General features: G+C 70.8%; 20 protein-coding genes and 2 pseudogenes. 11 read left to right on the top strand and 11 right to left on the bottom strand.

All coding sequences use genetic code 11. The features are described from left to right. Positions 1 to 111 precede the first annotated feature (111 nt). Positions 112 to 2,232, top strand: coding sequence for a telomere-associated protein Tap (tap, locus tag J2X68_RS37415; RefSeq protein ID WP_310437077.1), 2,121 nt, complete (start codon positions 112 to 114; stop codon positions 2,230 to 2,232). 5 nt (positions 2,233 to 2,237) lie between these two features. Next, complete coding sequence (tpg, locus tag J2X68_RS37410; RefSeq protein WP_310437076.1) at positions 2,238 to 2,795, top strand: telomere-protecting terminal protein Tpg; 558 nt, start codon at positions 2,238 to 2,240, stop codon at positions 2,793 to 2,795. A 57-nt stretch (positions 2,796 to 2,852) separates the two neighbouring features. On the opposite strand, the gene J2X68_RS37405 is transcribed toward tpg, so the two are convergent. Then, the gene (locus tag J2X68_RS37405; protein WP_310437075.1) at positions 2,853 to 3,056 is read right to left on the bottom strand and encodes a hypothetical protein; all 204 of its coding nucleotides are present in this window, start codon (positions 3,054 to 3,056) and stop codon (positions 2,853 to 2,855) included. A gap of 105 nt (positions 3,057 to 3,161) precedes the next feature. Here J2X68_RS37405 and J2X68_RS37400 point away from each other — a divergent pair, with 105 nt between their 5' ends. From J2X68_RS37400 to J2X68_RS37390, 3 genes are all read left to right on the top strand, one after another. After that, positions 3,162 to 3,701, top strand: coding sequence for a hypothetical protein (locus J2X68_RS37400; protein WP_310437074.1), 540 nt, complete (start codon positions 3,162 to 3,164; stop codon positions 3,699 to 3,701). Positions 3,702 to 3,723: 22 nt separating this feature from the next. Further along, positions 3,724 to 4,020, top strand: coding sequence for a hypothetical protein (locus tag J2X68_RS37395; RefSeq protein ID WP_310437073.1), 297 nt, complete (start codon positions 3,724 to 3,726; stop codon positions 4,018 to 4,020). 197 nt (positions 4,021 to 4,217) lie between these two features. Then, the gene (locus J2X68_RS37390; protein ID WP_310437072.1) at positions 4,218 to 4,583 is read left to right on the top strand and encodes a hypothetical protein; all 366 of its coding nucleotides are present in this window, start codon (positions 4,218 to 4,220) and stop codon (positions 4,581 to 4,583) included. A gap of 569 nt (positions 4,584 to 5,152) precedes the next feature. Here J2X68_RS37390 and J2X68_RS37385 read toward each other — a convergent pair. From J2X68_RS37385 to J2X68_RS37360, 6 genes are all read right to left on the bottom strand, one after another. Next, positions 5,153 to 6,298: a serine hydrolase domain-containing protein gene (locus tag J2X68_RS37385; protein WP_310437071.1), complete on the bottom strand. Its 1,146-nt coding sequence runs from the start codon at positions 6,296 to 6,298 to the stop codon at positions 5,153 to 5,155. A gap of 46 nt (positions 6,299 to 6,344) precedes the next feature. Further along, positions 6,345 to 6,818, bottom strand: a complete 474-nt coding sequence (locus J2X68_RS37380; RefSeq protein WP_310437070.1) for a DNA starvation/stationary phase protection protein — start codon at positions 6,816 to 6,818, stop codon at positions 6,345 to 6,347. A 34-nt stretch (positions 6,819 to 6,852) separates the two neighbouring features. Then, positions 6,853 to 7,686: an alpha/beta hydrolase gene (locus J2X68_RS37375; protein WP_310437069.1), complete on the bottom strand. Its 834-nt coding sequence runs from the start codon at positions 7,684 to 7,686 to the stop codon at positions 6,853 to 6,855. Between the two features lie 129 nt (positions 7,687 to 7,815). Then, complete coding sequence (locus J2X68_RS37370) at positions 7,816 to 10,566, bottom strand: AAA family ATPase (protein WP_310437068.1); 2,751 nt, start codon at positions 10,564 to 10,566, stop codon at positions 7,816 to 7,818. Positions 10,567 to 10,781: 215 nt separating this feature from the next. After that, positions 10,782 to 11,717: an Hsp70 family protein gene (locus J2X68_RS37365; protein ID WP_310437067.1), complete on the bottom strand. Its 936-nt coding sequence runs from the start codon at positions 11,715 to 11,717 to the stop codon at positions 10,782 to 10,784. 188 nt (positions 11,718 to 11,905) lie between these two features. Continuing rightward, on the bottom strand, positions 11,906 to 13,156 hold the full coding sequence (locus J2X68_RS37360; RefSeq protein ID WP_310437066.1) for an FAD-dependent monooxygenase: 1,251 nt from the start codon (positions 13,154 to 13,156) through the stop codon (positions 11,906 to 11,908). A 72-nt stretch (positions 13,157 to 13,228) separates the two neighbouring features. Between J2X68_RS37360 and J2X68_RS37355 the strand changes: the two genes are divergently transcribed. Genes J2X68_RS37355 through J2X68_RS37345 form a run of 3 tightly spaced genes read left to right on the top strand, consistent with a single transcriptional unit; the run spans position 13,229 to position 14,467 of the window. Next, positions 13,229 to 13,819, top strand: a complete 591-nt coding sequence (locus J2X68_RS37355; protein ID WP_310437065.1) for a TetR/AcrR family transcriptional regulator C-terminal domain-containing protein — start codon at positions 13,229 to 13,231, stop codon at positions 13,817 to 13,819. Positions 13,820 to 13,851: 32 nt separating this feature from the next. Next, entirely contained in the window at positions 13,852 to 14,307 is a 456-nt protein-coding gene (locus tag J2X68_RS37350) for an aldo/keto reductase (protein WP_310437064.1), read from the top strand. Further along, positions 14,300 to 14,467, top strand: a complete 168-nt coding sequence (locus J2X68_RS37345) for a hypothetical protein (protein WP_310437063.1) — start codon at positions 14,300 to 14,302, stop codon at positions 14,465 to 14,467. Before J2X68_RS37350 ends, J2X68_RS37345 begins: the two co-directional genes overlap by 8 nt. 176 nt (positions 14,468 to 14,643) lie before the next feature. Here J2X68_RS37345 and J2X68_RS37340 read toward each other — a convergent pair whose 3' ends face one another. Further along, entirely contained in the window at positions 14,644 to 15,843 is a 1,200-nt protein-coding gene (locus tag J2X68_RS37340) for a serine hydrolase domain-containing protein (RefSeq protein ID WP_310437062.1), read from the bottom strand. A 117-nt stretch (positions 15,844 to 15,960) separates the two neighbouring features. Between J2X68_RS37340 and J2X68_RS37335 the strand changes: the two genes are divergently transcribed. Continuing rightward, complete coding sequence (locus J2X68_RS37335) at positions 15,961 to 16,617, top strand: response regulator transcription factor (RefSeq protein ID WP_310437061.1); 657 nt, start codon at positions 15,961 to 15,963, stop codon at positions 16,615 to 16,617. 4 nt (positions 16,618 to 16,621) lie between these two features. After that, entirely contained in the window at positions 16,622 to 17,866 is a 1,245-nt protein-coding gene (locus tag J2X68_RS37330) for a HAMP domain-containing sensor histidine kinase (protein WP_310437060.1), read from the top strand. Between the two features lie 170 nt (positions 17,867 to 18,036). On the opposite strand, the gene J2X68_RS37325 is transcribed toward J2X68_RS37330, so the two are convergent. The 3 genes and pseudogenes from J2X68_RS37325 to J2X68_RS37315 form a co-directional block, all read right to left on the bottom strand. After that, entirely contained in the window at positions 18,037 to 19,428 is a 1,392-nt protein-coding gene (locus J2X68_RS37325) for a HupE/UreJ family protein (RefSeq protein WP_310437059.1), read from the bottom strand. Continuing rightward, complete coding sequence (locus J2X68_RS37320; protein WP_310437058.1) at positions 19,425 to 20,663, bottom strand: DUF3500 domain-containing protein; 1,239 nt, start codon at positions 20,661 to 20,663, stop codon at positions 19,425 to 19,427. Before J2X68_RS37320 ends, J2X68_RS37325 begins: the two co-directional genes overlap by 4 nt. Before the next feature lie 825 nt (positions 20,664 to 21,488). After that, a pseudogene (locus tag J2X68_RS37315) lies at positions 21,489 to 21,873 on the bottom strand (transposase); the annotation flags it as partial. A 287-nt stretch (positions 21,874 to 22,160) separates the two neighbouring features. On the opposite strand from J2X68_RS37315, the pseudogene J2X68_RS37310 reads away from it, so the two are divergent. Beyond that, positions 22,161 to 22,691: pseudogene (locus J2X68_RS37310) on the top strand (GNAT family N-acetyltransferase); the annotation flags it as partial.

Genomic DNA, 22,691 nt, shown 5'->3' with positions numbered 1-22,691 from the left:
TGACATCCGACGGCTGGAAGACGGCAGGAATGGTCATAGCAGGGCTAAATGATGGGGTAAGTTTGCGGTTAAGTTGGATTTGGATTTTGTTGCCTGAACGAGGGTGCAGTCATGGCATCTGAGGAAGAGCTGTTCGCGTCCGTCGATGCTCTGCTGAACGAGGAGCCGCATCTGCCGCCGCCGGCGGAGCGTGCCCGGCTGCGTGAGGCGGCCGGCATCACCCAGGCGCGCCTGGCGGCCGCGCTGAAGACGACGACCCAGTCGGTGAAGAACTGGGAGAACGGCCGCAGCGAGCCGAAGTCGCCGCGTCTGGATGCCTACCAGCGGCTGCTCAACGGATGGGCGGCGAAGTACCCCGCCCCCGGTACAGCCCCGGCAGCCCCGGTGGTCTCGGTTGCCGCAACGGCGCCGGCGCCGGTTGAACCGGCCGCGTCCGGAGTGGGCCCGGCAAACGCCCCGCAGGCACCCGCCGTTCCAGCCGCGGCGACGGCGCGCCCCACCACCACCCCCCGGGCGGCCGCGGCATCGCGGCGGCCGGCGGCGAAGAAGGCGGCGCAGCCCGCAGCCGACCCGCGCTTCCCGCACGGCCCCCTCGCGGTCCTGGACGGTGACGGCAGCGCGTACGGCACGGGCGGCATCGTGCTCGACTGCCCCGCGACCACCGTGGTGGAGCTGGTGGAGTGGACGCTGCACGAGTCCGGCCTCGGCGCGCCGCGTCTGCACCGCAACGGCAAGGACTCCGACCCGCTGATCGTTCTCACCGCCGCGGCCGCCGTGAAACTCGGCCTCCCCGAGCGCCTGGAGGGCCACGAGCAGCGCCGTTCTCTGCGCCTGCCGGAGGATCATCCGGTGGTCAAACAGGTGGTGAAGGCGAAGTGGCGGCTCACCCAGCGCGGATTCGGACCGTGGGCAAGGATCTACCGCAAGGTCCAGGGGCGCGAACGGCAGTGTGTGCAGCTGGCGGTCCTGTCCTGGGACGCCCTCGACGAGCGGTCCTGGCCCGGCGTGGCGGAGATGGAGCCGGCCGACATCGCGCGCGCCCTCGGCATCTACGCCCGGCGGGTCATCACCCCGCGAGGGTCGACGGCCGTGTCCGGGCTGGAGCTGATGACGGCGCTGCGGCCGCCCACCCGCGCGATGCAGGACCCGCAGACGGGTAACTGGGTGCCCGGCCACAACCCCGGCTCGCTGGGCACGGAGCCGATGGACCCGGCGCCGCCGGAGGCCACCCCCGAACACCCCGTCGTCGTGGAGTCCGGCTGGAACGGCGGGTTCCTGAACGAGGAGGCGTACCAGTGGGTGCGTGACGTCAGCCTGCTGACGGATGAGGAGTGCACGCTGCCGTATGCGGTCGGCCTGGACCTGAACACGGCGTTCCTCGCCGCCGCGGCCCGCCTGGTCGTCGGGCTGTCCGGCCCCGACCACTTCCGCGCCCCGGCGTTCAACCCGAAGATTCCCGGTTCCTGGCTGGTCGATCTGTCGCACGTCGAGGTGGACCCGCGTCTGCCGTCGCCGTTCACGCCGGACGGTACGCGGCCGACGGGACCTGCCTGGTATCAGACGCACACCGTCGCCTACGCCCAGGAGCTCGGCTACAACGTCGCTCCGCTGGAGGGGTATCTGCGCCGGGAGACCGGGGCGTATCTGGACCCGTGGCACGACCGGCTGAAGACCGCCTACGTCGACACTCTCGCCGACCTAGGCGTCACCCGGGACCTCACGGACGCGGAGTTCCTCGCCGCGATGGAGCGGCACAAGGACGCCGACCCCGCGATGGCGGCCGTCCTCGCCGCCATCAAGGCCACCGTCAAGGGCGGCATCGGCAAACTCCGCGAGCGACCCCAGGGCAAGAAGTACAAGCAGGGCGAGCGGTGGCCGGCCCTGCAGCGCCCCACCTGGCGCCCCGACATCCGCGCCGCCGTCATCTCCAAGGCGCGGGTCAACATGCACCGCAAGCTGCGCAACATGGCCACGATGACGGGCCTGTACCCCCTCGCCGTGCTGTCCGACTGCGTCGTCTACCCCTCCCCCGGCGCCTCGCCGCTGGACTTCCTGCCGTATGCCGCGTCCGGCAAGCCCCAGCCCGGCGCCTTCCGCCTCGGGCCCACGCCGGGCCTGGCGAAGCTGGAGGGTGTCCAGTCGATGCTGTGGGCGGTCGACCTGATGGAGCAGGGCTACAACCCCGCCCGCCACATCAAGGGCGGCGACGCCGTCCTCGACGAAGGAGAATAGGCACTGTGGGGGAGATCGACGACGCCATCGAACGCGCCGACCGCGAGAGCTTCACCCGCCAGCCGCCCAAGACCCTCAAGGGCAAGGTCGGCTTTCTGCTCAGGCAACTGGGCAGCGCCCGCGCCGTCGCGCGCGAGATCGGGGTCACCGCCGACTCCGTCAACCGCTACCGCCGCGGCGCCCGCAAACACGCCCGCCCTGACGTCGCCGCGAAGATCGACGACGCAGTACAGGCCCGCTGGCAGCCACTGGTGCGCAAACGCCGCCGCCACCAGGCCGCCACCACCGGCGGCGTCACCATCGAGACCCGGGCCCGCTTCGGCTACACCGCACCCGTCGGCACCACCGACGACGGACGCTTCCGTCGCCTCACCGTCCACCTCCCCCCCGCCTACGCGCAACGCCTGTTCGACGCCCGCGACACCGGAGCCAGCGACCAGGAAATGCGCCAGATCATCGCCGAAGGCCTCAAAGACGTGTACTTCCAGGACGGCGGCAGCCGCGCCCAAGGACTCTCCGACGTCACCCTCAACGACATCGACTACCTCGACCTCGACTACTGACCCCCGGACGTCAGCCGGGTCGCGCACCCAGCGACTTGAGCCGAAGCACGATAGGTGTCACCACGGCACGCTTGTTGGCACCGTGAACCTAACAATTCCGGCGTTGTCACCCCAGGCAGCACCTGGCCGGTCGCCGCGGGTTGTCAACGGTCCCGGGCACGCCGACACCACCGCGCCGAACCCGCCGTAGAACACCACGCCGTCGACGGCGGCCTGGTCGGTGGTGAGGCCGGCGGGCGGTCCGGACTGCGTTGTCGTCACGTGTTCCTCGGCCCGCTTTCACAGGTCTCCGGCGAAGGACCAGCGGCCTCCCCTGCACGGCGATACGGTCGATGGCACGGATGTGCGAGACGGGGGAGGTAACGCATGTCGGCGGATGGTGTCGGCGCGTTAGTGGCGGCGCTCGCGTTGTGCGTCAGCGCGTGGTCCATGCTCTACCTGGCCAACCAGACGAAAGCAGCCGCGCAGCAGACCAGTGTGGCGATCGAGCAGGGCAGGATGAGCAATTCCATGGCCGCCGTCTCGGCGAACGACTCGGTGCTGCGGTCCCTGCGAGAGGTACATATCCTCCTGCTGGAACGGCCGGGCACACGGGAGTACTTCTACGGCGGCAAGCCGCTCCCTGACGCCGGCACCGAACGGGAGACCGTCCTCACCCTCGCCGAACTCCTCGCCGACGTGATGACCAGCGGGATACACGTGCACCAACGCGTCCCCGACAGCGAGAGCGCCGGTCCATGGGCGGACTACTGCCGCCACACCGTGGAGAACAGCCCCGTGCTGCGCCACCTGCTGCGCACCCATCCCACCTGGTGGCCACCCCTGCTGTTGTTGATACCCGACCACCTTCTGCAGGCCGACGACCCGCCCCACCTGCCTGCGCCACGCCGACACGACGCCCGATAGGGGTCCGCCAACCCGGGAGAGCTTGAGCAGGCAGACGCCCTGTTCACGTCAATACGACCGCATCACCGACACCGACGACGGACAGATCGAGACCCGCCTGTCCGGCCGTTCCCTGCCGGCCGTGCTGGTCACCACCCAGCACATCCTCGACCAGCCCGCCACAGACGACCTGGCCGCCTGGGCCCTGACCCACGCCATCAACCACCGCACCCGGGAAGCCGTCACCGCCGCCAGCGGCGCAGGGGGCCGATCCGGCGACACCGACACCAACGTCATCACCATCGTCCTGGACGACCGCCCCTCCCCCAGCCAGGCCTGAACACCACCGTTCCGGCGACCGGGCCAAGGGAACGGGGACCAGGGAGGGGGAACAAAGGCGTTTCCCGGCTGCCCTTTCGAATCACCGCTTCCCCGGGGCCGCTCCCGGCCGGCACCGGTGCTCGTTCGCTTTGCGGCGGCCTCAGGCACAGCCCGCCAGGACATCGGCCGCCGACCGGTGAGCGAAAGGCAGTCGGGATGGAGGCAGCCCTGCGCGTTGCCCCTGTTGCGGGTGAGACGACGTGGTCGTTCCTGCACCGGGTGGCGGCCGCCTACCGGATGCAGGCCGGCGATCTGTGCCGCACACCCGCCACCACCAGAAGCCGAGGTCGCCATGGTCCGCCCTACAGGAACGGCCAGACCGGTGCGACCGCCGACGTCGCCCGGCGGCTGCTGCGCGGGCTCGGTCACAGTGCCGGTCTGATCGAGGCAGCCTGGAAACAGACCGTGGTGGCGGCAGTGATCGGCGGGGTACCGCTTGAGGAGGTGGCCCGGTGCATGGACATGCCCGTTGAGGTGCTCAGTCAGATGCTGACAGCGGGCAGGCGGGAGAACGACGGCTGAGCGCGATGCACCGGCGAGTCGGCAGGCGGAGGGGGTCCGGGGTGGCTGGTCATGGGAGCGGCTGCCGGGCTGCGGCCCGAGGGTGGTCCTGAGGCCTCGGCCTCGCCCGTCCACCGGGCGACGAGCGCTGTCGTCCTGTCCTACGAGGGGGCGACCGGATGGGTTCATCCGCCGGCGGGCTGATCGTTCGCGGACATGGATGGCGGTGCGAGGTGCCGGGGGCAGCGGTTTCCCGACGCGATCGAGCCTATGGGCGAGGTGGTGCGGTTGCCCTCACTCTTCGCGGTGACTGCCGCGTCGCACCATGGGTGCGCAAGCTGCAACCCGGATGAGGGAGCGAGCTCCCCTCCAGCCGGATGACGGACGCTCACTCGCGTTCCTGGGCAATGTTTTCCCGGAGCGTGGTCCATGTGCGGCACCAGATCATGAGTGCTGCGAGTGTGACGGTGTCGAGGTAGATATAGAGCTGTTTCTCGGAGCGTGTGGCGACGGCGCGAAAGTTCTTGAGACGGTTGACGGCACGTTCGACGGTGTGACACAGCGCCGCGCGCGAAGCCTACGGCTACACCTCAGCCGGTACGCTCCAGGACTTCGTAGACATGCCTGAGGTAGCTGTGTGTGCGCTCCGAGCCGAGGATCCCGTCGCCCACCCGGTTCATCGTGTACGAGAACGTGACGCGCCGGTCGAGGTCCATCATGACGATCGAACCGCCCCGACCGACCCAGAAGCAGATCCTGCCGGTGGGCATGTGCGGCATCGTCCTCGGATCGGCGAGTGCGTAGCCCATGCCCCAGCGGACGGGAACGCCCAGGAACAGGTCGACTCCGTCGGCCTGTACGTCGAACACCTTGTCCACCGTCTCCTCGGAGAGAAGCCGGCGGCCGTTGACCTGGCCGCGCCGCGAGATGACGGAGAGCGCTCGGGCCAGGCCACGTGCGTTGCCGTGTCCGTTGACGGCTCCGAGTTCGGCGGAGCGCCACTGCGGGGTGTCGACGTGCTCGTCACGTGCGGGGCTTCCGAGCAGCGTCCTGGTGAAGATCCCCTCGGGATCAAGACCGGTGGGTATACCGCCTAGCGGCGAGGGGACCACCAGATCGGCGATACGCGGCCAGTCGGCCCGTCGTGCGCCGATCTGGACATCAGCTTGCGTCGGTTCGGCGATCTCGGTGGCGACGAACTCCGTCAGGGTACGACCACTGGCCCGCCGGACAAGCTCTCCCACCAGTTGCCCTTGGGTCTGTACGTGGTAGCCCGAAGCGGAGCCTGGCTCCCACCAGGGTGCCTGCGCGGCCAGCCGGGCACTCGCGGTAGGCCGGTCGTAGAGATCCTCCATGCAGAAGGGCTGCTCCCAGCCGGAGAGTCCCGAGGTGTGAGCCAGGACGTGACGCACCTCGATGTGCTCCTTTCCCTGGGCGGCGAACTCGGGCCAGTAGTGTGCGACCGGGCGGTACAGATCCAGCGCGCCCCGGTCGACGAGGATGAGAGCCGCGAGATTGGTGAGGGTTTTCGTGGTTGACCACATACTCACCAGCGTGTCCCGGTGCCACGGAACGGTCCGTGCTTCGTCCGCGTGGCCACCCCACAGATCGACTTCCATGACCCCGTCCACATCGACGGCGATCGACGCCCCCAACTCCTCGCCGGCTTCGAGGTGCGCCCCCAGCACCGCTCGTAGCGGTTCGAATCGGTCTGTGCTCGTTCCCTCGACACTCATGCTCTTCTCCCCTTCGGACGACAACTGTGAGGCTCTGGCCCCCTGATCAGGCCCGGTTCTCCGCCTGGAACATCCAGCTCTGCTTCTCCAGGTCGGCCGTCAGTCCGACGAGGAGATCCTCGGTGACGACATCCACCGGGCCCATCGCGACGATGCGCTCACGCAGCCTTTCGGTTACGGCAGAGAGCGCGTACACCAAGGCCTCGACGGCGTCACTGTCTTTGGTCCAGCCCGGCGGAAGGGCGGGCACGCCACTGGCTCCCGCGATGGTCCCGGCCCGTCCGTCCGGACTGACGCCCAGGGCGGCCGCGCGCTCGGCCACCGTGTCGGCGTGGTTCCGGGCGACGGTGGCGGCCTCGTCGAGCTGGACGTGGACCGAGCGGAAGCGCGGGCCGTACACATTCCAGTGGGCCTGCTCGGCCACCAGGGACAGGTCGAGAAGGTCGGCCAGGGTCGCCTGCAGTGCCGCACCCGCGGTCTCGCGGTCGCGCTCGGGCAGAGGGTTGTTGACAACCGGCACAGGAGTGCGGTCCTTTCGTGACAGGCGCCGGCTCTCAGGCGGCGAGGAAGTCGAGCAGGGCGGCGTTGACCTCGGCCGCGTGGGTGAGCAGCAGCCCGTGCGGAGCGCCGTCGATCTCGACGTACCGCGCGTCGGGCAGGCGGCGGCGGAATTCGCGGGCCGTGGCGTCGATGGGCAGGATGCGGTCGGCGGTCCCGTGCAGGATCAGCGACGGCACGTCGATGCGCTCCACGTCGGCCCGGAAGTCCGTCAGCCACGCCGGGACGCACGCGTACGCCGCCGTGGGCGCCGAGTCGACGGCGGTGGCCCAGTTCGCCCGCAGCGCGGCCTCGCTGAGCCGCGACCCGAGCGTCTCGTCGGTGTTGAAGAAGTCGACGAAGAAGCTCTCGTACCAGGCGTAGCGGTCGGCCTCCGCCTGCTCCGCGATGCCGTCGAAGACGCTCTGCGGCACACCGGTGGGGTTGTCCGGCGTCTGCAACAGGAACGGCTGGAGCGAACCGAGGAACGCCGCCTTCGCCACCCGCTGCGAGCCGTGGACGCCGAGGTAGCGGGCGACCTCGCCCGAGCCCATCGAGAACCCGACGAGAACCACGTCACGCAGGTCCAGCTGCGTCAGTACGGTGTCCAGGTCGGCGGCGAAGGTGTCGTAGTCGTAGCCCGTCATGGTCTTGCTCGACCGGCCGAAGCCACGGCGGTCGTAGGTGATGACGCGGTAGCCGGCCTTGACCAGCGCATCGGTCTGCTTCTCCCACGACTGCCCGTCCAGCGGGTATCCGTGGATCAGGACGACCGGCTGCCCCGACCCGTGGTCCTCGTAGTAGAGGTCGATGCCGGTCGAGCCCTCGGTGCCGACGGTGATGGTTCCCATGGTGTGCCTTCCCGCCCGTCCGCCGTGTGCGCACCGGGCATGGCACAAACCTAGGGATCAAGCAGGTCGGACCGCGTCCGTCGGTCTACGGCTTCGACGTACGTCATGGTGCTGCGTCTTCCGCGTACGTCATGACGCTGCGCCTTCGGGGTACGTCGTCGTGCCGCCGAGCACCGCGGCGAGTTCGCCGCGGGATGTGACCGCCAGTTTGGGGAACATCCGCTGGAGATGGGTGCTCACCGTCCGGGGCGAGACGTACAGCCGCTCGCCGATCTCCCGGTTCGTCAGACCTCGTGCGGCGAGCTGGGCGACATGCAGCTCAGTCGAGGTCAGCCGGTCGACCGCGGCCGGATCCTGGCGCGGGGACGACGCGCCCGCGGCGCGCAGCTCCTGCCGTGCCCGCTCCGCCCATGCCGACGCGCCGAGGGCGTCGAAGATTTCGCGTGCGGCCTGCAGGGCGACGCGGGACTCCGCGGGCCGCCGGTGACGCCGCAGCCACTCGCCCAGGGCGAGGCGCGCCCGCGCCCCCTCGAACGGCCAGTCCGTGGGGACGGCGTCGAGGGCCGCCCTGTACAGCGGCTCGGCGGCATCCTGCGGGCTCAGCAGGGCCCGGCCCAGTCGCAACCCGCAGAGCAGGGCGGGCGAAGACGTCGATTCCCCGAGCGGGGTCAGCTCCCGCACGATGTCGCGTGCCACCGCCGCGGATTCGCTGCGCACCGCCGCCTCGACCAGCTCCCCGACCGCGTAGAAGCGCAGCCAGGAGTGGAAGGCGGGGTCGGCCGGGTCGAAGACGCGGTGCAGGTGGCCGAACGCGTCGCCGTAGCGGCCCTGGCAGAGTGCCGCCTGCCCGCGGGCCATCTGCATGATGGCCAGCACCGGGCGCCCTCCACTGGGAAGGGCCTCGCGTTCGGCTTCCGCCGCCCATGCCTCTGCCGCCGGGTCACCGCTGACGGCGGCCAGCTGCGCGCGGATGGCATTCACCATCGCGTGCACAAGAGGCTGACCGGTCTCGCGGGCAAGCGACGCGGCCTCCTCCGCGGCGAGGGAACCAGCGCGCACGTCACCCAGCCGTGCGGCGCTCCCCGCCTGGACGCAGAGGGCGCGGGCCAGCATCGACAGCCTGCCCTGCGCTCGCAGGGCGTCCAGCGATCTCGCCGTCAACCGGCTCGCCAGGGCGGGAGCGCCCACCGTCACGGCGGCGGCCCCCAGGAGCTGGTCCCCCTCCGCGTTCTCCGACGAGCGCTCCAGCTGACCCGCCAGGCCCTCCATGACCCCTTCCCCACGCTCGACCGGCGCCGAGTACGCCCGCAGAGCGACCAGGTCGGCGTTGTCGGCAGGCACGGGCATCCGGTCGGCAGCGGCGGCGACCCGCTCGCGGGCGGCCGGGCCCGGCTCTCCCCAGAAGCACTGCAGGACCGCGCTCCACAGCATGCGCAGCCCCAGTGTCGACTCGCCGCCGGCGGCGATCTCGCCCGCCAGCTCGGCCAGCTCGGCGGTCGCGGCGCCCTCGCCCCGTGTCCCCTCGGCCAAAGCGATGCTGACCCAGGCCGCGCGGCCTTGGTCCCGGACCGAAAGGTCCAGTGAGCGCGCCTGAGTCAGCAGATGCGTCGCGACGTCTCCTTGGCCCGACTCCAGTGCGAGCTCCGCCGCCCGGAGCAGCCGGTCCGCCCGCGCGGAGGGGTCCTTCGTCAGCTCCGCCGCCCGCCTCAGCGCAGCAAGAGCTGCGGCGACACCGCCTCGCCGCAGAGCTCTGCCGGCAGTGGAATCCAGATCCCGTGCCACTTGTTCGTCGAGACCGGCGGTGGCGGCGGCACGGTGCCATGCCTGCCGATCGGGCTGCCCCTGGAGCGCGGCGGCCAGCGCGGCGTGCGCAGCCTGGCGTTCCGCGGCGGTGGCGGCGTGGTGCATCGCGGAGCGGATGAGGGGGTGCCTGAAGGCCGGCCCCTGGGCCTCCACCAGGCCTGCGTCGATCGCTGCCTCGAAAGCACCGACGTCGACCCCCGTCCCGAGCATCCGGGTCGCCGCGGTGAGGCATTCGTCCAGCGTCCCGTCACCGTTGAGGGCCCAGAGGAGCAGGACCGCACGGGTGTCGGCCGGCAGGCGGGAGACCCGTGCCGTGAACGTCCGCTCCAGCCGCGCGGTCAGCGGCAGCGGACCCGGGTTGAGCGCGTACGCCCCGCCGACCGACTGCAGCGCGACCGGCAGCTCGGTCAGCGCCAGCGGGTTCCCGGCGGCCTCCTCCAACAGCCGCCGTCTGACCTGCTGTCCCAGTGCGGGGGCCACCGCGTCCAGCACCTCACCCGACACCTCGTCCGTCAGCGGGCCCAGGTGCAGCACAGGCAGGCCGGCACTGCTGAGGCGGTCGTCGAGGCGCCGGGTGACGGCGATCAGAACGAGGGGGTCGGACTCGATCCGCCGCGCCACGAACCCGAGCACATCGAGGCTGGCACGGTCCATCCAGTGGGCGTCCTCGACGACCACCAGCAGTGGCGCCTTCGCCGCGGCGTCCGTCAGCAGGGTCAGCGCGGCCAAGCCGACGAGGTACAGATCGGGTACGGCCTCGTCGACGAGCCCGACGGCCGCGAGCAGCGCGGTGCGCTGACGTCCCGGCAAGTCGTCGATTCCGTCCCGCAGTTGGTGAACGAGCTGGTGCAGGCCGGCACAGGGTAGGTCTTCCTCCGACTGGACCCCCACAGCGGTGATCACACGGGTCCCGCCGCGCGCTGCCACGCCCGCGACCTCCGCGACCAGCGCCGACTTGCCGATCCCCGGAGCGCCGGTGATCACCGTCGCGCCGCCCGAACCGGCGGCCCCCTGCTCCACCAGGGCAGCCAGCGTGCGACGCTCCGTAGCGCGACCCAGTAGCGCCCGCCGATGCATGCCGCACCCCCGTTTCTGTGTGCCTCCCCAGCACCCGACGGCTCCGCATCCTCGCGGAACCAGGCGACCGGGCGGCATCTCCACTGGCGGGCGACCTGGAAGCCTGGCCTGGATGCCGTTCATGCAATGGTATGCACGCTGCCGAGCGGGAACGACCGCTGTCCGCATCCGCGGAACCGAGCCGCCGCCGGGATCACGGCGGGGCCGATCGGCTTTCAGGCCACGTCCCATGACCCGGGACCAGGATCGACTTCTGGGGCGTGGCCCGTGCCTCGCTCGCGGCGGGCCTCATCACCTGCTTCATGCCCCACCACGAGACCCGACGCCCTCGACGCCATGAGGAATTGCGACGTTCGCCGCGCCTGTGGGTCCTGGCGCAGGTCGATGCCGTTGTCCTTCTGGAAGCCGTCGGCGGGCCGGCGGTCGAAGTCGTCGCCGCCCAGGTGGCTGTCACCGGCGGTGGAGCGCACCTCCACCACGCCGTCGCCGACGTCGAGGATGCTCACGTCGAAGGTGCCGCCGCCCAGGTCGAAGACGAGTACGGTCTCGTGCTCCTTCTTGTCCATGCCGTACGCGAGGGCGGCCGCCGTCGGCTCGTTGATGATCCGCAGCACCTCCAGTCCCGCGATGCGTCCGGCGTCCTTGGTGGCGGTGCGTTGAGCGTCGTTGAAGTAGGCGGGCACCGTGATGACCGCCTCGGTGACCCGCTCCCCCAGCTGCTTGGAGGCGTCGTCGGCGAGCTTGCGCAGCACCTGCGCGCTGATCTCCTCAGGCGCGTAGAGCTTGTCGCGCACCTTGAAGCGGGCGGCCCCGCCGTCGCCCTCGACGACGTCGTACGCCACCGCCCTGGCCTCGTCGGAGATCTCGTCGAAGTGCCGGCCGATGAACCGCTTGGCCGAGTAGATCGTGCCCTTGGGGTTGAGGATCGCCTGCCGGCGGGCCAACTGGCCCACCAAGCGTTCGCCGGTGTCGGTGAAGGCCACCACGGACGGTGTCGCGGCCAGCAGCCGCACCGCCTCGTCAGCGACCGCGTCGTACCGGCTGGGCTGCATGAAGCTCACCGAGGCGAAGTCCCGGCGACAACGCTGGGCGGCGCGCACCAGCAAGCCCAGCAACGCGCCGACGAGTGCTCCGAAAACCAGCCCGTACAAGGCGAGGAGCGGTCCCGACACGACCGGGTCAGCCAGTTCAGCAGCCCGAAGATCCATCCGACTAGCGGGCAGGAGTGAGCGTCAAGAGCTGGCAGGGCGCTGATCCCTCTGCGGGCCAGCGCCTTCCTGCGCCTTCCTTCTTGCTGTGCTGCTGGCAACGGCCGTCGGCCCCCGATGTCCGGCCGCTTTCAGACGGCGCTGATCGGCGCCGGGTTCTCGGGGAGCTGCCAGCTGCCGCCGCGGTCCCCCTTCGAAAAGCGCGCGGCGAGATCGGGAACGTGCAGGAAGCAGGCCAGCGCGGTGGCGGCCTGGAAGGCGTCGATCGCACGCTGGGTCATCGGCATGCCCAGGCGCAGGAGACGCGGATTCACTTCGCCCTGGATCTCGTCGACGAAGGGCCGCAGCACGCTGTCGTAGCTCGCCAGTGCGGTCGGCACGTCGCCCGGGTGCCGGTTGATCTCGCCGGCCAGGACGTAGGCGCCCACCAGGCCGCCGGAGATGCCCATGCCGCTGTAGGGGGAAGCGCAGTGGGCGGCGTCGCCGACAAGGACCACGCGGCCCCTGGACCAGGTGTCGGTTCGGACCTGGACGATCTCCTGGGAGTAGAAGAAAGGGCTCGTCTGCATGCCGTCGATGAAGCGCGCGGTCTGCCAGCCCGCGTCGCGGAACCTGCTCGCCCAGAACTCCCGCTGGCGCGCGACGGGTTCCCGGTGGATCGCCGAGGCCTCCTCGGACTCCTCCCGCATGACGAAGTACACCTGGGTCTCGGTCGGGTTGTGGCTGCGGCGCATGATCTGACGGCCGCCCGGGACCATGTAGGTGTCCCGGACGTTGGTGTCGGACGCGATGCGCGGGATGAACCAGTAGGCCATGTGGATGCCGACCCGCCAGTACGGATCGAAGCCCTCCGGGAGGATCGCCTGCCGGATGCGCGATCCCTGCCCGTCCGCGCCGACCAGGAGATCGAACTCGCCGGAGGACCCGTCGGAGAAGTGCGCGACGACCTTCTGTTCGTCCTGCTCGAAGCCGTCCACGCTCACGCCGAAGAGGTACTCGGTGTCGTCCTTCGACGCGTCGTGCAGGATGCGTACCAGGTCACCGCGCATGATCTCGTACTCGGAGGTGAGGGTCTGCCGGCCCTGGCCGGAGGTATTGGCCATGATCGTCGCCCTGGCCCTGCCGCGAGCGTCGACGAACGCGACTCCCGTTTCGTCCACCAGCTTGCCGCGCACGGCGTCAAGAAGCCCCATCCGCTCCACGGCCTCGATGCCCTGCCCCCGGAGGTCGACCTGCGCCCCGGTGGCCCGCAGCACAGGAAAGCGTTCGACGACCGTCACCCTGTGTCCGCCGCGCGTGAGCCAGAAAGCCAGCGCCTGGCCCGCTATCCCGCCGCCGGCAACAAGGACCCTCAGGGGGCGCGCTCCCGATCCGTTGACCATGCCCATCACTCCCAAAATCTATCAGTGAATGATTCTTCTCCAGAGTCATCTATCGGTGATAGATTTGTCAACGTGACCAAGGTGAACCGCGAGATCGTCGTCTCCGAAGCGCTCGACCTGCTCGACGAGGTCGGGCTGGACACGGTCAGTACGCGGCGGCTGGCGAAGCGGCTGGGTGTCGAACAGCCCTCGCTCTACTGGTACTTCCGCACCAAGAAGGACCTCCTCGCCGCCATGGCGGAGGCAGCCATGGCACCGCATGCGGCCGCCCCGCTGCCGACGCCGGACGACGACTGGCGCGACTGGTTCCTGGACAACACGCGAAGCTTCCGGCGCACCCTGCTGATGCGCCGGGACGGCGCACGCCTCCACGCGGGCAGCACCCCCGCCGGCGACCTCGACCGGATCCGTCACAAGATGGATTTCCTGGTCGCCTCCGGAGTGCCTGAGCGGGATGCACAGATGGCGATGCTGGCCGCCGGCCGTTTCACGGTGGGCAGCGTCCTGGAAGAACAGGCGGACGCCGGACCCGGCGACGGCTCGGATCCACCGGCGGACATGCCTGCGATCGACCACGAGTCGGCATTCGAGGCCGGCCTGACCCTCATACTGGACGGCCTGGTGCACCGCACCGCGGCACGGACCGCCTCCCCCCTCAAGTGATCCATGCACCACCCACGGATGATCATGTGATCGTGGAGGCACAGGTGCGTGACTACGGGCCGAAGACCCCGCTCGCCGACGCCCTGGGAGCCCTCTCCGAACTGGTCGCCGCCGAGCGCGTCGCCGTCGTCGGCGCGAGCAACCCGGACGCCGACCGGCTGCGGGAGGCGGCCCGCCCGGCGTCCTCGGACGTCGCGACCGCGCTGCCCCGCATCGTCCAGGTACGGCCCTCCTACCTGTGGCCGGACCCGGGTCACGACATCCGCCCGCAACTGCCGCTGGACCACGCCCTGGCCGCGTACGCCGCCGAGCACGGCGCCGTGCTCCAGGGCTACTCGCCGCTGCTCCAGGGCGCGTTGACCCGCGCCGACCGGGAGCCGGGCCCCGCGTACCGGTCCCCGGAGAACGAGCGGCGGGTGGCGCGCTGCCGCGGGAGCTCACCATCCGGCTCGGGGTCACCGCCAAACAGCTCGCGCTCGCGTGGATAACGGGCGGACCGGTGCCGGTCGTGCCGGTGCCGGGCGTGAGCAGCGTGGCCCAGCGGACGGGGCACTGGACGGAATCGCCCTGGAGCTGCCGGAGGAGATCCGGGCCGAACTCGACGCGCACGCCCCGCTGGAGCGCTTCACACCGGCCGCCGGGCACTGACCGGATCCGGGGACCGGGCAGCGGACCACGTCCGCGCCGGCCGCACGGTCCCGCGCGGCGGCGCTCTCTTCGAGGGACACCGCCGTGCGGGGGCCGGGCGCGCGGGGCGTGCGTCCCCGGACCCAGGGGCGGGCAGGCCGTGGCGCCCCGGGTCCCGGGTGCGCGCGTCGCCGCGGTCACTCGCCGGCGGTGATCAGCTTGCGCGCGAGGGCCGAGATCAACTGGGCGGTGCGGCCCTCGTAGTTGGAGAGCACCACCACGCCCCAGTCGGTTTCCGGATACACGTCGATCGAGGTCGAGACGCCGATGGTGCTGCCTCCGCCGTGGCCGAACACCCACTGGCCGGCGACGAGCGCCCCCATGGGGCCGTAGCACTGGAACATCGCCTGCGCGGGGACGCTGGTGCCGTCGGCCGGGGTTGTTCCGGCGCCGGGCAACGGCACCTTCCCGCTCAGGGTCAGGGCCGTGTGGCCGGGGTCGAGGAGTTTCCGCCGCCACAGCAGACGGCCGAAGCGGTCGAGATCGGCGCAGGAGGTGAACGCGTCGCCGGCCGGATCGCCGACGATGTGCCGGGCCTCGCTGATCCCGTCGGTCCACTGCCCCTGCGCGGCACGGTGGTAGGGATGTGCGATGTTCCGGCCCGCCTGCCACTCGGCTTGGGTGAGGAAGCGTGTGTCGGTCATCCCGGCCGCGTCGAACACGTACCGCTGCACGTAGTCGTAGTACGACATGCCGGTCACCTTCTCCACGATCGCGCCGAGCAGGAAGTAGCCGGAGTTGCTGTAGAGCCATCCCGCGCCCGGGGCGAAGTCCGGCTCGGTCTGCCGGACGAGGTCCCTGATGCCGTTCATGGTCTGTTCCCGGGTGGTCCAGCCGGCCTGGGCGGCGTCGTAGTCGGGCAGCGCGTGGAAGTCGCCGAGCCCCGAGGTGTGGGTGAGCAGGTGGTGCACGGTCACGCTGTCCGTGACGGACGACGGGAAGCCGTCGAGGTAGCGGCCCAGCGGGGCGTCGTAGGTGACCTTGCGCTGCTGCGCCAGCTGTGCGACGGCGACCGCGGTGAACAGCTTCGTCACCGACGCCAGCGCGAACAGCGTGCCCGGTCCGTTCGCGATGGCGCGTTGCTGGTCGGCCATGCCGTACGAGCGTGCCAGCACGGTGCGGCCCCGGTGGGTCAGCAGCATCGAACCGGAGAACTCGTCCTCGTCCGCCTTGCCCGCCGCGTACTGGTCCAGTTCGCCGCCGGGCAGCAGCCCCGTCGGCACCGGGCCTGACCGGTCGTCGGCCGCGGCCGGGACGGGGACGCCGGCCAGGAGCGCGCCGGCCGGAGCCACGCCCAGCAGGCCGAGTACCGCGCGCCGTGATGCACGAGCCGCCATGGTGATTGCCTTTCGCCGTCGGGAGGTGATCACCGGCAGGTCTACCGGGCCGCGGGTAAGGGCGGCGGCTCGTCCGCCCATACAAGATCCATAGGTCCCGGTGGCGATAATCGGCCCATGCGAGTGCTCTTGGTGGAGGACGAACAGCCGCTCGCCGGATACATCGTGGCCGGGCTGCGCAAGCACGGCTTCGCTGTGGACCTCGCCCTGGACGGCGGTGCGGCGCTGGAGAAGTGCGAGCTGAACGCGTACGACGTCGTGGTGCTGGACCGGAGTCTGCCGGTGGTGCACGGCGACACGGTGTGCCGGCGGCTGGCGGTCCGGGGAGCCGCGCGCATCCTGATGCTGACCGCCTTCAGCGCGGTCGAGGACAGGGTCGACGGGCTCGTCCTCGGCGCCGACGACTACCTCGGCAAACCGTTCGCGTTCTCCGAACTGGTGGCCCGGGTGCACGCGCTGGCCCGGCGCAGCGCCCCCGCCCGGCCGCCGGTGCTGCGCGCCGCCGACGTGACCCTCGACCCGGCACGGCGTACCGCGGAACGCGCGGGCCGGCTGCTCGCCCTGGCGCCCAAGGAGTTCGGCGTGCTCACCCAGCTGCTGTCCGCCGACGGTGCCGTGGTCAGCGCGGAGACGCTGTTGGAGAAGGTGTGGGACGAGCACGCGGATCCGTTCACCAACGCGGTCCGGATCACCGTCGGCACGCTGCGCCGCAAGCTCGGCGGCCCACCGCTGATCGAGACCGTGACCGGCGCCGGCTACCGGCTGCGGACGTGATGCGGTGAGGTCCGTCCACCTGACCGCCCGGAGCCGGCTCACCCTCCTGCACACCGCGCTGGCGCTGACCACGGGAACGCTGCTCAGCGTGTTCACCTACCTGCTGATGCGCCGGAACCTGACCGAGCGCAAGGTCGTCCTGCGGTACGGCGGACCGGGCATCACCGGCCCTCTCCCGCCGCCGGACACGTCGGAGCTGGCGCGGCAGGTGCGCGACGACGCCCTGGCCGCGTTGGTGCGCCAGGGGTGGATCGCGCTGGCCGCGGTCACGCTGCTGGCCACGCTGCTCGGCTGGCTGGTGGCCGGCCGGGTGCTGCGGCCGATCCGCACGATCTCCGCCACCGCCCGGCGGCTGTCCGCGGAGAACCTCTCCGACCGGATGCCGGTCGGTCCGGCACGGGACGAGCTCGCGGCACTGGCCGGGACCGTCAACGGGATGCTGGACCGCATTCAGCGCGGCATCGCCGAACGCGACCGGGCGCTGGAGAGCCAGCGGCTGTTCACCGCCAGCGCCGCGCATGAGCTGCGCACCCCGCTCGCCACCATGCGGACCGCGATCGACGTGACCCTCGACGGCGAACCCAGCCGGGCGGAACTGCTGGCCATGGCCGAGGACGTCCGGACGGCGGCGGACCGCAACCGGCGCACCCTGGACGGCCTGCTCGCACTGGCCCACAGTCAGGCGGGCACGGGCGAGTCCTGCACGGTGGACCTCGCCACGGTCACCGCCGGCGCGCTGGCGGGCGCCGCCGCCGGGCTGAGCGCGCGAGGCCTCACGGCGCACCGGGCGCTGCGCCCCGCGCCGATGCGCGGCGATCCGGTGCTGCTGGAACGGATGACGGCCAACCTGATCGACAACGCCCTCCGGTACAACCGTCCGGCGGGCCGGATCAGCGTCGCCACGGGCCGCACGGCGGACGGCGGGTTCCTGCGGGTGGTCAACACCGGCCGGATCGTTCCCGCGGAACAGGTGGAGGGGCTGCTGCACCCCTTCGTGCGCGGCCCGTCGAGCCCGTCGAACCCGTCGGCCCCCGACGGCGGCGCCGGACTCGGTCTGTCCATCGTCCGGGCCGTGGCGTTCGCCCACCAGGGCGGGGTCACCGCGACCGCCAACCCTGACGGCGGACTGGACATCACGGTCCGTTTCCCGGCCGAGGGCGACACCGCCGGCATGGTGGTCCCCCGCACTGTCGCCGGAGCCTGCGAGTCCGGTTCCTGCCGCCCACGGGATACGGCTACGGGCTCTTGAGCGCGTGCCCGCGTGCCCGCGTGCCCGCGCGGCGGGTGGCGGGCCGCGGACCGAATACGACCTCGACCCGTCCGTCCGCGCCGTGACCAGAACACCAACTACCCAGATCAGATGCCCTCTCAGCGGGAGGCAGGCTGTCCGTTCCTGCGGGAATGTCGGCGGTGATGCGCCTAGTCATATGAGTGATCGCGGCCCAGGTGATGAGCGCTTCCGAGTACCGCCAGGACGGGTTCCACGGGGTTCTGACGGCGAGTGAAGAGCGCCCAGGCCGTGGTCGCCACCGCTGTCGCTGCGAGGCCGGCCAGCAGCACTGTCGTATGGGATCCGGCACTGTCGGCGGCCCGGGCCACGGGGTTGGACAGACCGAAGCGGTCGGCGAGCCAACCGAGAGCTGCCGTGCCGGTGAGTGTCGCTCCGGTCAACCGCAGTGCGGGCTGGATTCTGAGTCGGGCAAGAACCAGCAGGGACGGCAGGGTGAGGCACACCAGCAGGAGCTGGACCAGTTCGATGCCCAGGTTGAAGCCGAGGAGGCTGGTCACCAACTGGCCCGTCGACAGGTGCATCTCCGCCAGGACGAAGGAGAACGCCATGCCGTGGCCGAGCCCGAAGACCCCGGCCACGAGTGCCTCCTGGCCCGGGAACAGGGGGCGCACGGCGTGGACCGCGCCCACGAGGATGCTGGCCGCGATGAACGCCTCCACCGGCCGGGCGGGCAGGTCGAGACGGCCGAGCGCGGTGGCGGCCAGTGCGGCGGAATGGCCGGCTGTGAAAGCGAGGGTGATCCGGCCGATGCGGGCCAGGGATTTCCGGGGACCCACCGAACCGTTCCAGCGCCAGCGCCCGCCGGCAGCCGCGAGGGGGGCGGGCAGCAGCAGGATGAGCAGGAACAGCAGATGGTCGGTGCCGGTGAGGATGTGGTCGCCGCCGAGCCTGAGCATGGCGACGAAGCCCCGCCAGGCGCTGCCCGCGCCGAGGTGGACCTTCAGTGCCGGGATCTTCATGGTCCGGGTGTCGACACGGATCGTGCCGACCTGCGTGCTGCCCTCGCCGTCGACCTGTCCGGCGGCCCAGTCCTGGCGAACCGCCACCAGAACGGTGTGCGTGACGACTTGGTGAACGATGACGTCGTAGCCGAAGGTGAAGTGGCGTACGTCGGCGCCCGCGGGTGGGGTGAGCACGGCCTGCGCGACCAGCTCGCGGTACTCGCCGGTATCTGTCTGGGCGGCCCGGCTCAGGGTGAGGCGGCCGACGGCGACCTGCCAGGTCCGGCCGTCGGTGGCGGTCGGGTGGATGTGCGCGACCAGGTAGGTCCGGATGGCGTCGGTCCGGGCGGCCAGCGTCTTCTCGGACACGGCGATCCCGGCGGCCCGGGTGAACTCGTCGACGGGCAGTTCCAGGCGGGCGGAGACCGAGTGCTCGTACACGTCGAGCTGCACCACCGAGTGCGGCATCGGATGCGCGGCGGCCGGCGACGCCCCGACAAGGAGCGCCGCCGGTACCGCGATCGCGATCCCGGCAACCCAGCGCAGCGCTGTGGTCAGCCAGTTTCGCGATCGGGTCATGAGAAGGAGAACTCGCTGCCGTAGTCGCGGGTGTGGTCGCGGTACACCGTGTGGTAGTGGATCTTGTCGCGGTATACCACACCGGTCTGGCAGATGAACTCGACCCACACGCTGGGACCGTCGATACGGACGTAGTCGCCGTTGGTGTCCAGCCCGGTGCCGCCGGAGTAGCTGATGTAGGTGTCCTTCAGCTCCTTGGCGTACGTCTTCATCAGCTGCTTCGCCGTGGCGTCGTCCACGTCCGCGACCCAGGGGTGGACGGCGGCGAGGACGAGCTTTTGCTGCTTCGGGGACAGCTCGCTGACCTTGAGGCCCTGCTTGGTCGCCGGGAACTCGCCGTCGGAACCCGGGCCGAGGAGCACGTCACCGAAGGACTCGGACAGCTTCGCCGCGGCCAGCTGCTCGGTCGTCAGGCTGCCGGTGAGGGCGAGCATGCCGTCACGGAACTCGGCCATCGGCTCGTACGTCGTGCCGTCGTCCGCGGTCCAGCTGGTGGGCTCGATGCCGCTGAAGAACGGGCTGGCACCTGCGACCTTGCCGTTCTTGAAGGTGATGTTGACGGCGAGGTGGTGGCCGCCGAAGTGCAGTTGCCAGGTGCCGGTCTTCGACGGGGTGCCGAGGAACGCCAGGTAGTAGTAGCCGCTGCCGTACGCGAAGCCGCCGCCTCCGCCGCCGGTTCCGCCGGAGGGCGGGGCGCCCGTCGGGACGTCCGTGGGAGCGGCCGAGCTCGACACGGTGGCCGTCGCGCTCGGCGCCGGGGCGGCCGAGCCGGTGGACTCCGCCGATGCGAGCACGTCGTCGGCGAGGATGGTCTGCATGACGTGGTCGTAGCCGGTGTCCTTGCCGGACCCCAGGGCCACCTTCAGCACGCTCTCGGCGGCGGCGAGCTGCTCGTCGCTCAGCGAGCCGAAGTCGATGCCGGGGCGGCAGGTGCCGGCACACGGCAGGTTCGACCAGGCGGTCGCGTTGGCCTGGCTGAACTCAAGGACTGTCTCCGACTGCTGGTCGGAGTCCAGGGTGTTGAGGAAGGCGTTGGCCGCGCTGACAACGGCCGCGGTGCCGGAGGCCTGCTTGTCGACCGGGAAGTGCACGCCGGCCTTCTTGGCATCGTCCGTGCTCGTCGCGGCGTTGGCTGCCACGAAACCGCCCCCGACGAGGACGACACCGGCAGCTGCGCCGGCGATACCCCGCCAGGTCCGCCGCTTACGCACCTGACTGGTTCTTTCCCTGCTCACGAACACTCCTGGGGGACTGGGACTGGGATGGAAGCGCGCGCCGGCCATGAGAACTATCAGCAAAATCGTTAACAATTCAATGCGCCCGCCGTCCGAGCCCATCCCTTTTGGAAGGTTTGCAACACATATTCAAGAAATAAGCATGGCCTGTTGACAGGCTCCCCTTATCCCGACCTCAGGTGAAATCCGGCGTCACAGCCGCCAGTTGGGGACCGCGCGATCCATCGCGTACTCATCAACCGCATCGCCGAAGCATGTGCGCTGGAAGCCGAGCAGGTCAGCCGGATCGCCCGCGGCACCACAGCTGTCAGGCCCGTACGACTGTCGGGAAAAGCACCGGCGGACCGCGCATTCCCGACAGCGCCCCGCAGCGCACCTTCGCCGGCCTCGCCCAGCACCTGATCGCGCTGCGACGGGCCGCCCGGCTGCCCCAGCGTGTACTGGCCGCAGCCGGCAGCGTCTCCCGCGGCACCGTCCGACGCGCCGGGTCCGGCTACCGCCGCGCCCACCCCGGGCGCCCTCGACACCTACCTGCGCACCTTGCCAGCAGTACATCGTCACGATGAGCACCGACAGGCTCGGCGTGGCCGCGCGACGTGGCGTCAACCTCGAGCCCTACATCCGCAGTCCCCGCCCCACCGACAAACAACGCAGCCTGCGGGCGGTGCCGTACGGTCGCTTTGCCCGGCTCTACAGGGCGGGCGCGGCCTGCGGTCCCGCGTTTCCTTCGCACGTTAGGCGGGACCGCACGCATCGTGCGACTGTGCACCCGCAAGCCTTGCCCAGCCGCCCCACCACGGCGCCCACGCGGCGCCGGGCTCTGCACTCCGATCCCGGCTTGCCGCGGTCGGTCTGATTCGGTCCGCCAGCGGCCCCCTTCTGTCGCCCGCAGGCTGACCGATTCGATCGCGCACCGAAACCAGTCCAACTCGCCCCGGGCACCAAGTTCGTCGAGGATCACGCGGTGGAGCCGGGCCCCAACCCGGTCCCGGCTGCAGTGAGCGAACCGCCGGCAGACCGTGGGCCAGCCCGGACCGAATAGCGGCGGCAGTTGCCGCCACGTGCAGCCTCGACGTCGCCACGAAGATGATCGCCGCCAGGGGCCTCGCGGTCCCCCGCCCTGCGGACGTATCACCACCGTCGGTGGCACCGCCCGCAGGAACAACGGCCACAACTCGTCCGGCACCAATCGCTCAACGAGATCCGTCATGCACGGATCAACGACGATCACGCCATAGGAACGACGTTTCAGTAGGGCGCCGGGGCCTATGAGGGAGCTCTGCGTCGTCCCGCGAACCCCTCCTTCACAGGGCGCGGAAATCCGTGGACGGACCCACAGAAGATCACGTACGGTGTGGTTTCACGCCCTGAGACGGACGAAAGGAGGCGAGTGCCGTGCAGTTCACACCTTTCCAGCGCTCCCTCTTCCGCTGTCCCGGCGTGGTTCGTCAGTTCTGACCGGGAGCGCTCCAAGCAGCCTGTATCCCGGAGGAATCCATGACCGATCCGGTCATCCGCACGCTCTCCGCGAGCGACGCCCATCTCTTCGACGCACTCCCCGACCCCCTGGGCGCCCGTGAAGGCCACCGGCGTACCCGGTTCCGCCCCGACTGGAAGCGCGTCGCCCTGCGCGACGGCGAGGTCGTCGCACGCGGCGCGTGGTGGGGCGGCCCCGACGACCCGGAGCCCGTCAACATCAACTGGTTCGACGTGGCCGAGGGCGAGGAGGAGGCCGGGGCCGAACTCCTGCGCTCCGCTCCCTGGCAGGTCGAACTCGAGATCAACCTGCCCGGCGACTGGCGGGAGAAGACCGGCCTGCGCGCCGGCGCCGAGGCGCGCTTCGCCGCCGCACGAGCCGCAGATTACGAACTCCTGGTGGAACGCTTCCTGTACCGCTGGACCCCGGAGCGAGGTCTGCCCGAGCGGCCCGGACGCCTGCGCTTCAGCGCCGAACCCGACGACACCGTGTTCTTCGACGCGTTGCGCCGCATCCACTCCGCCACCCTGGACGCCCACGCACTCAGGGCC

Origin of the sequence: Streptomyces sp. 3330, assembly GCF_031456635.1 — a bacterium.
Classification (GTDB): domain Bacteria; phylum Actinomycetota; class Actinomycetes; order Streptomycetales; family Streptomycetaceae; genus Streptomyces.
Note: the sequence above shows the minus strand (reverse complement) of the source record. Positions and strands in the feature narration are given on the sequence as shown.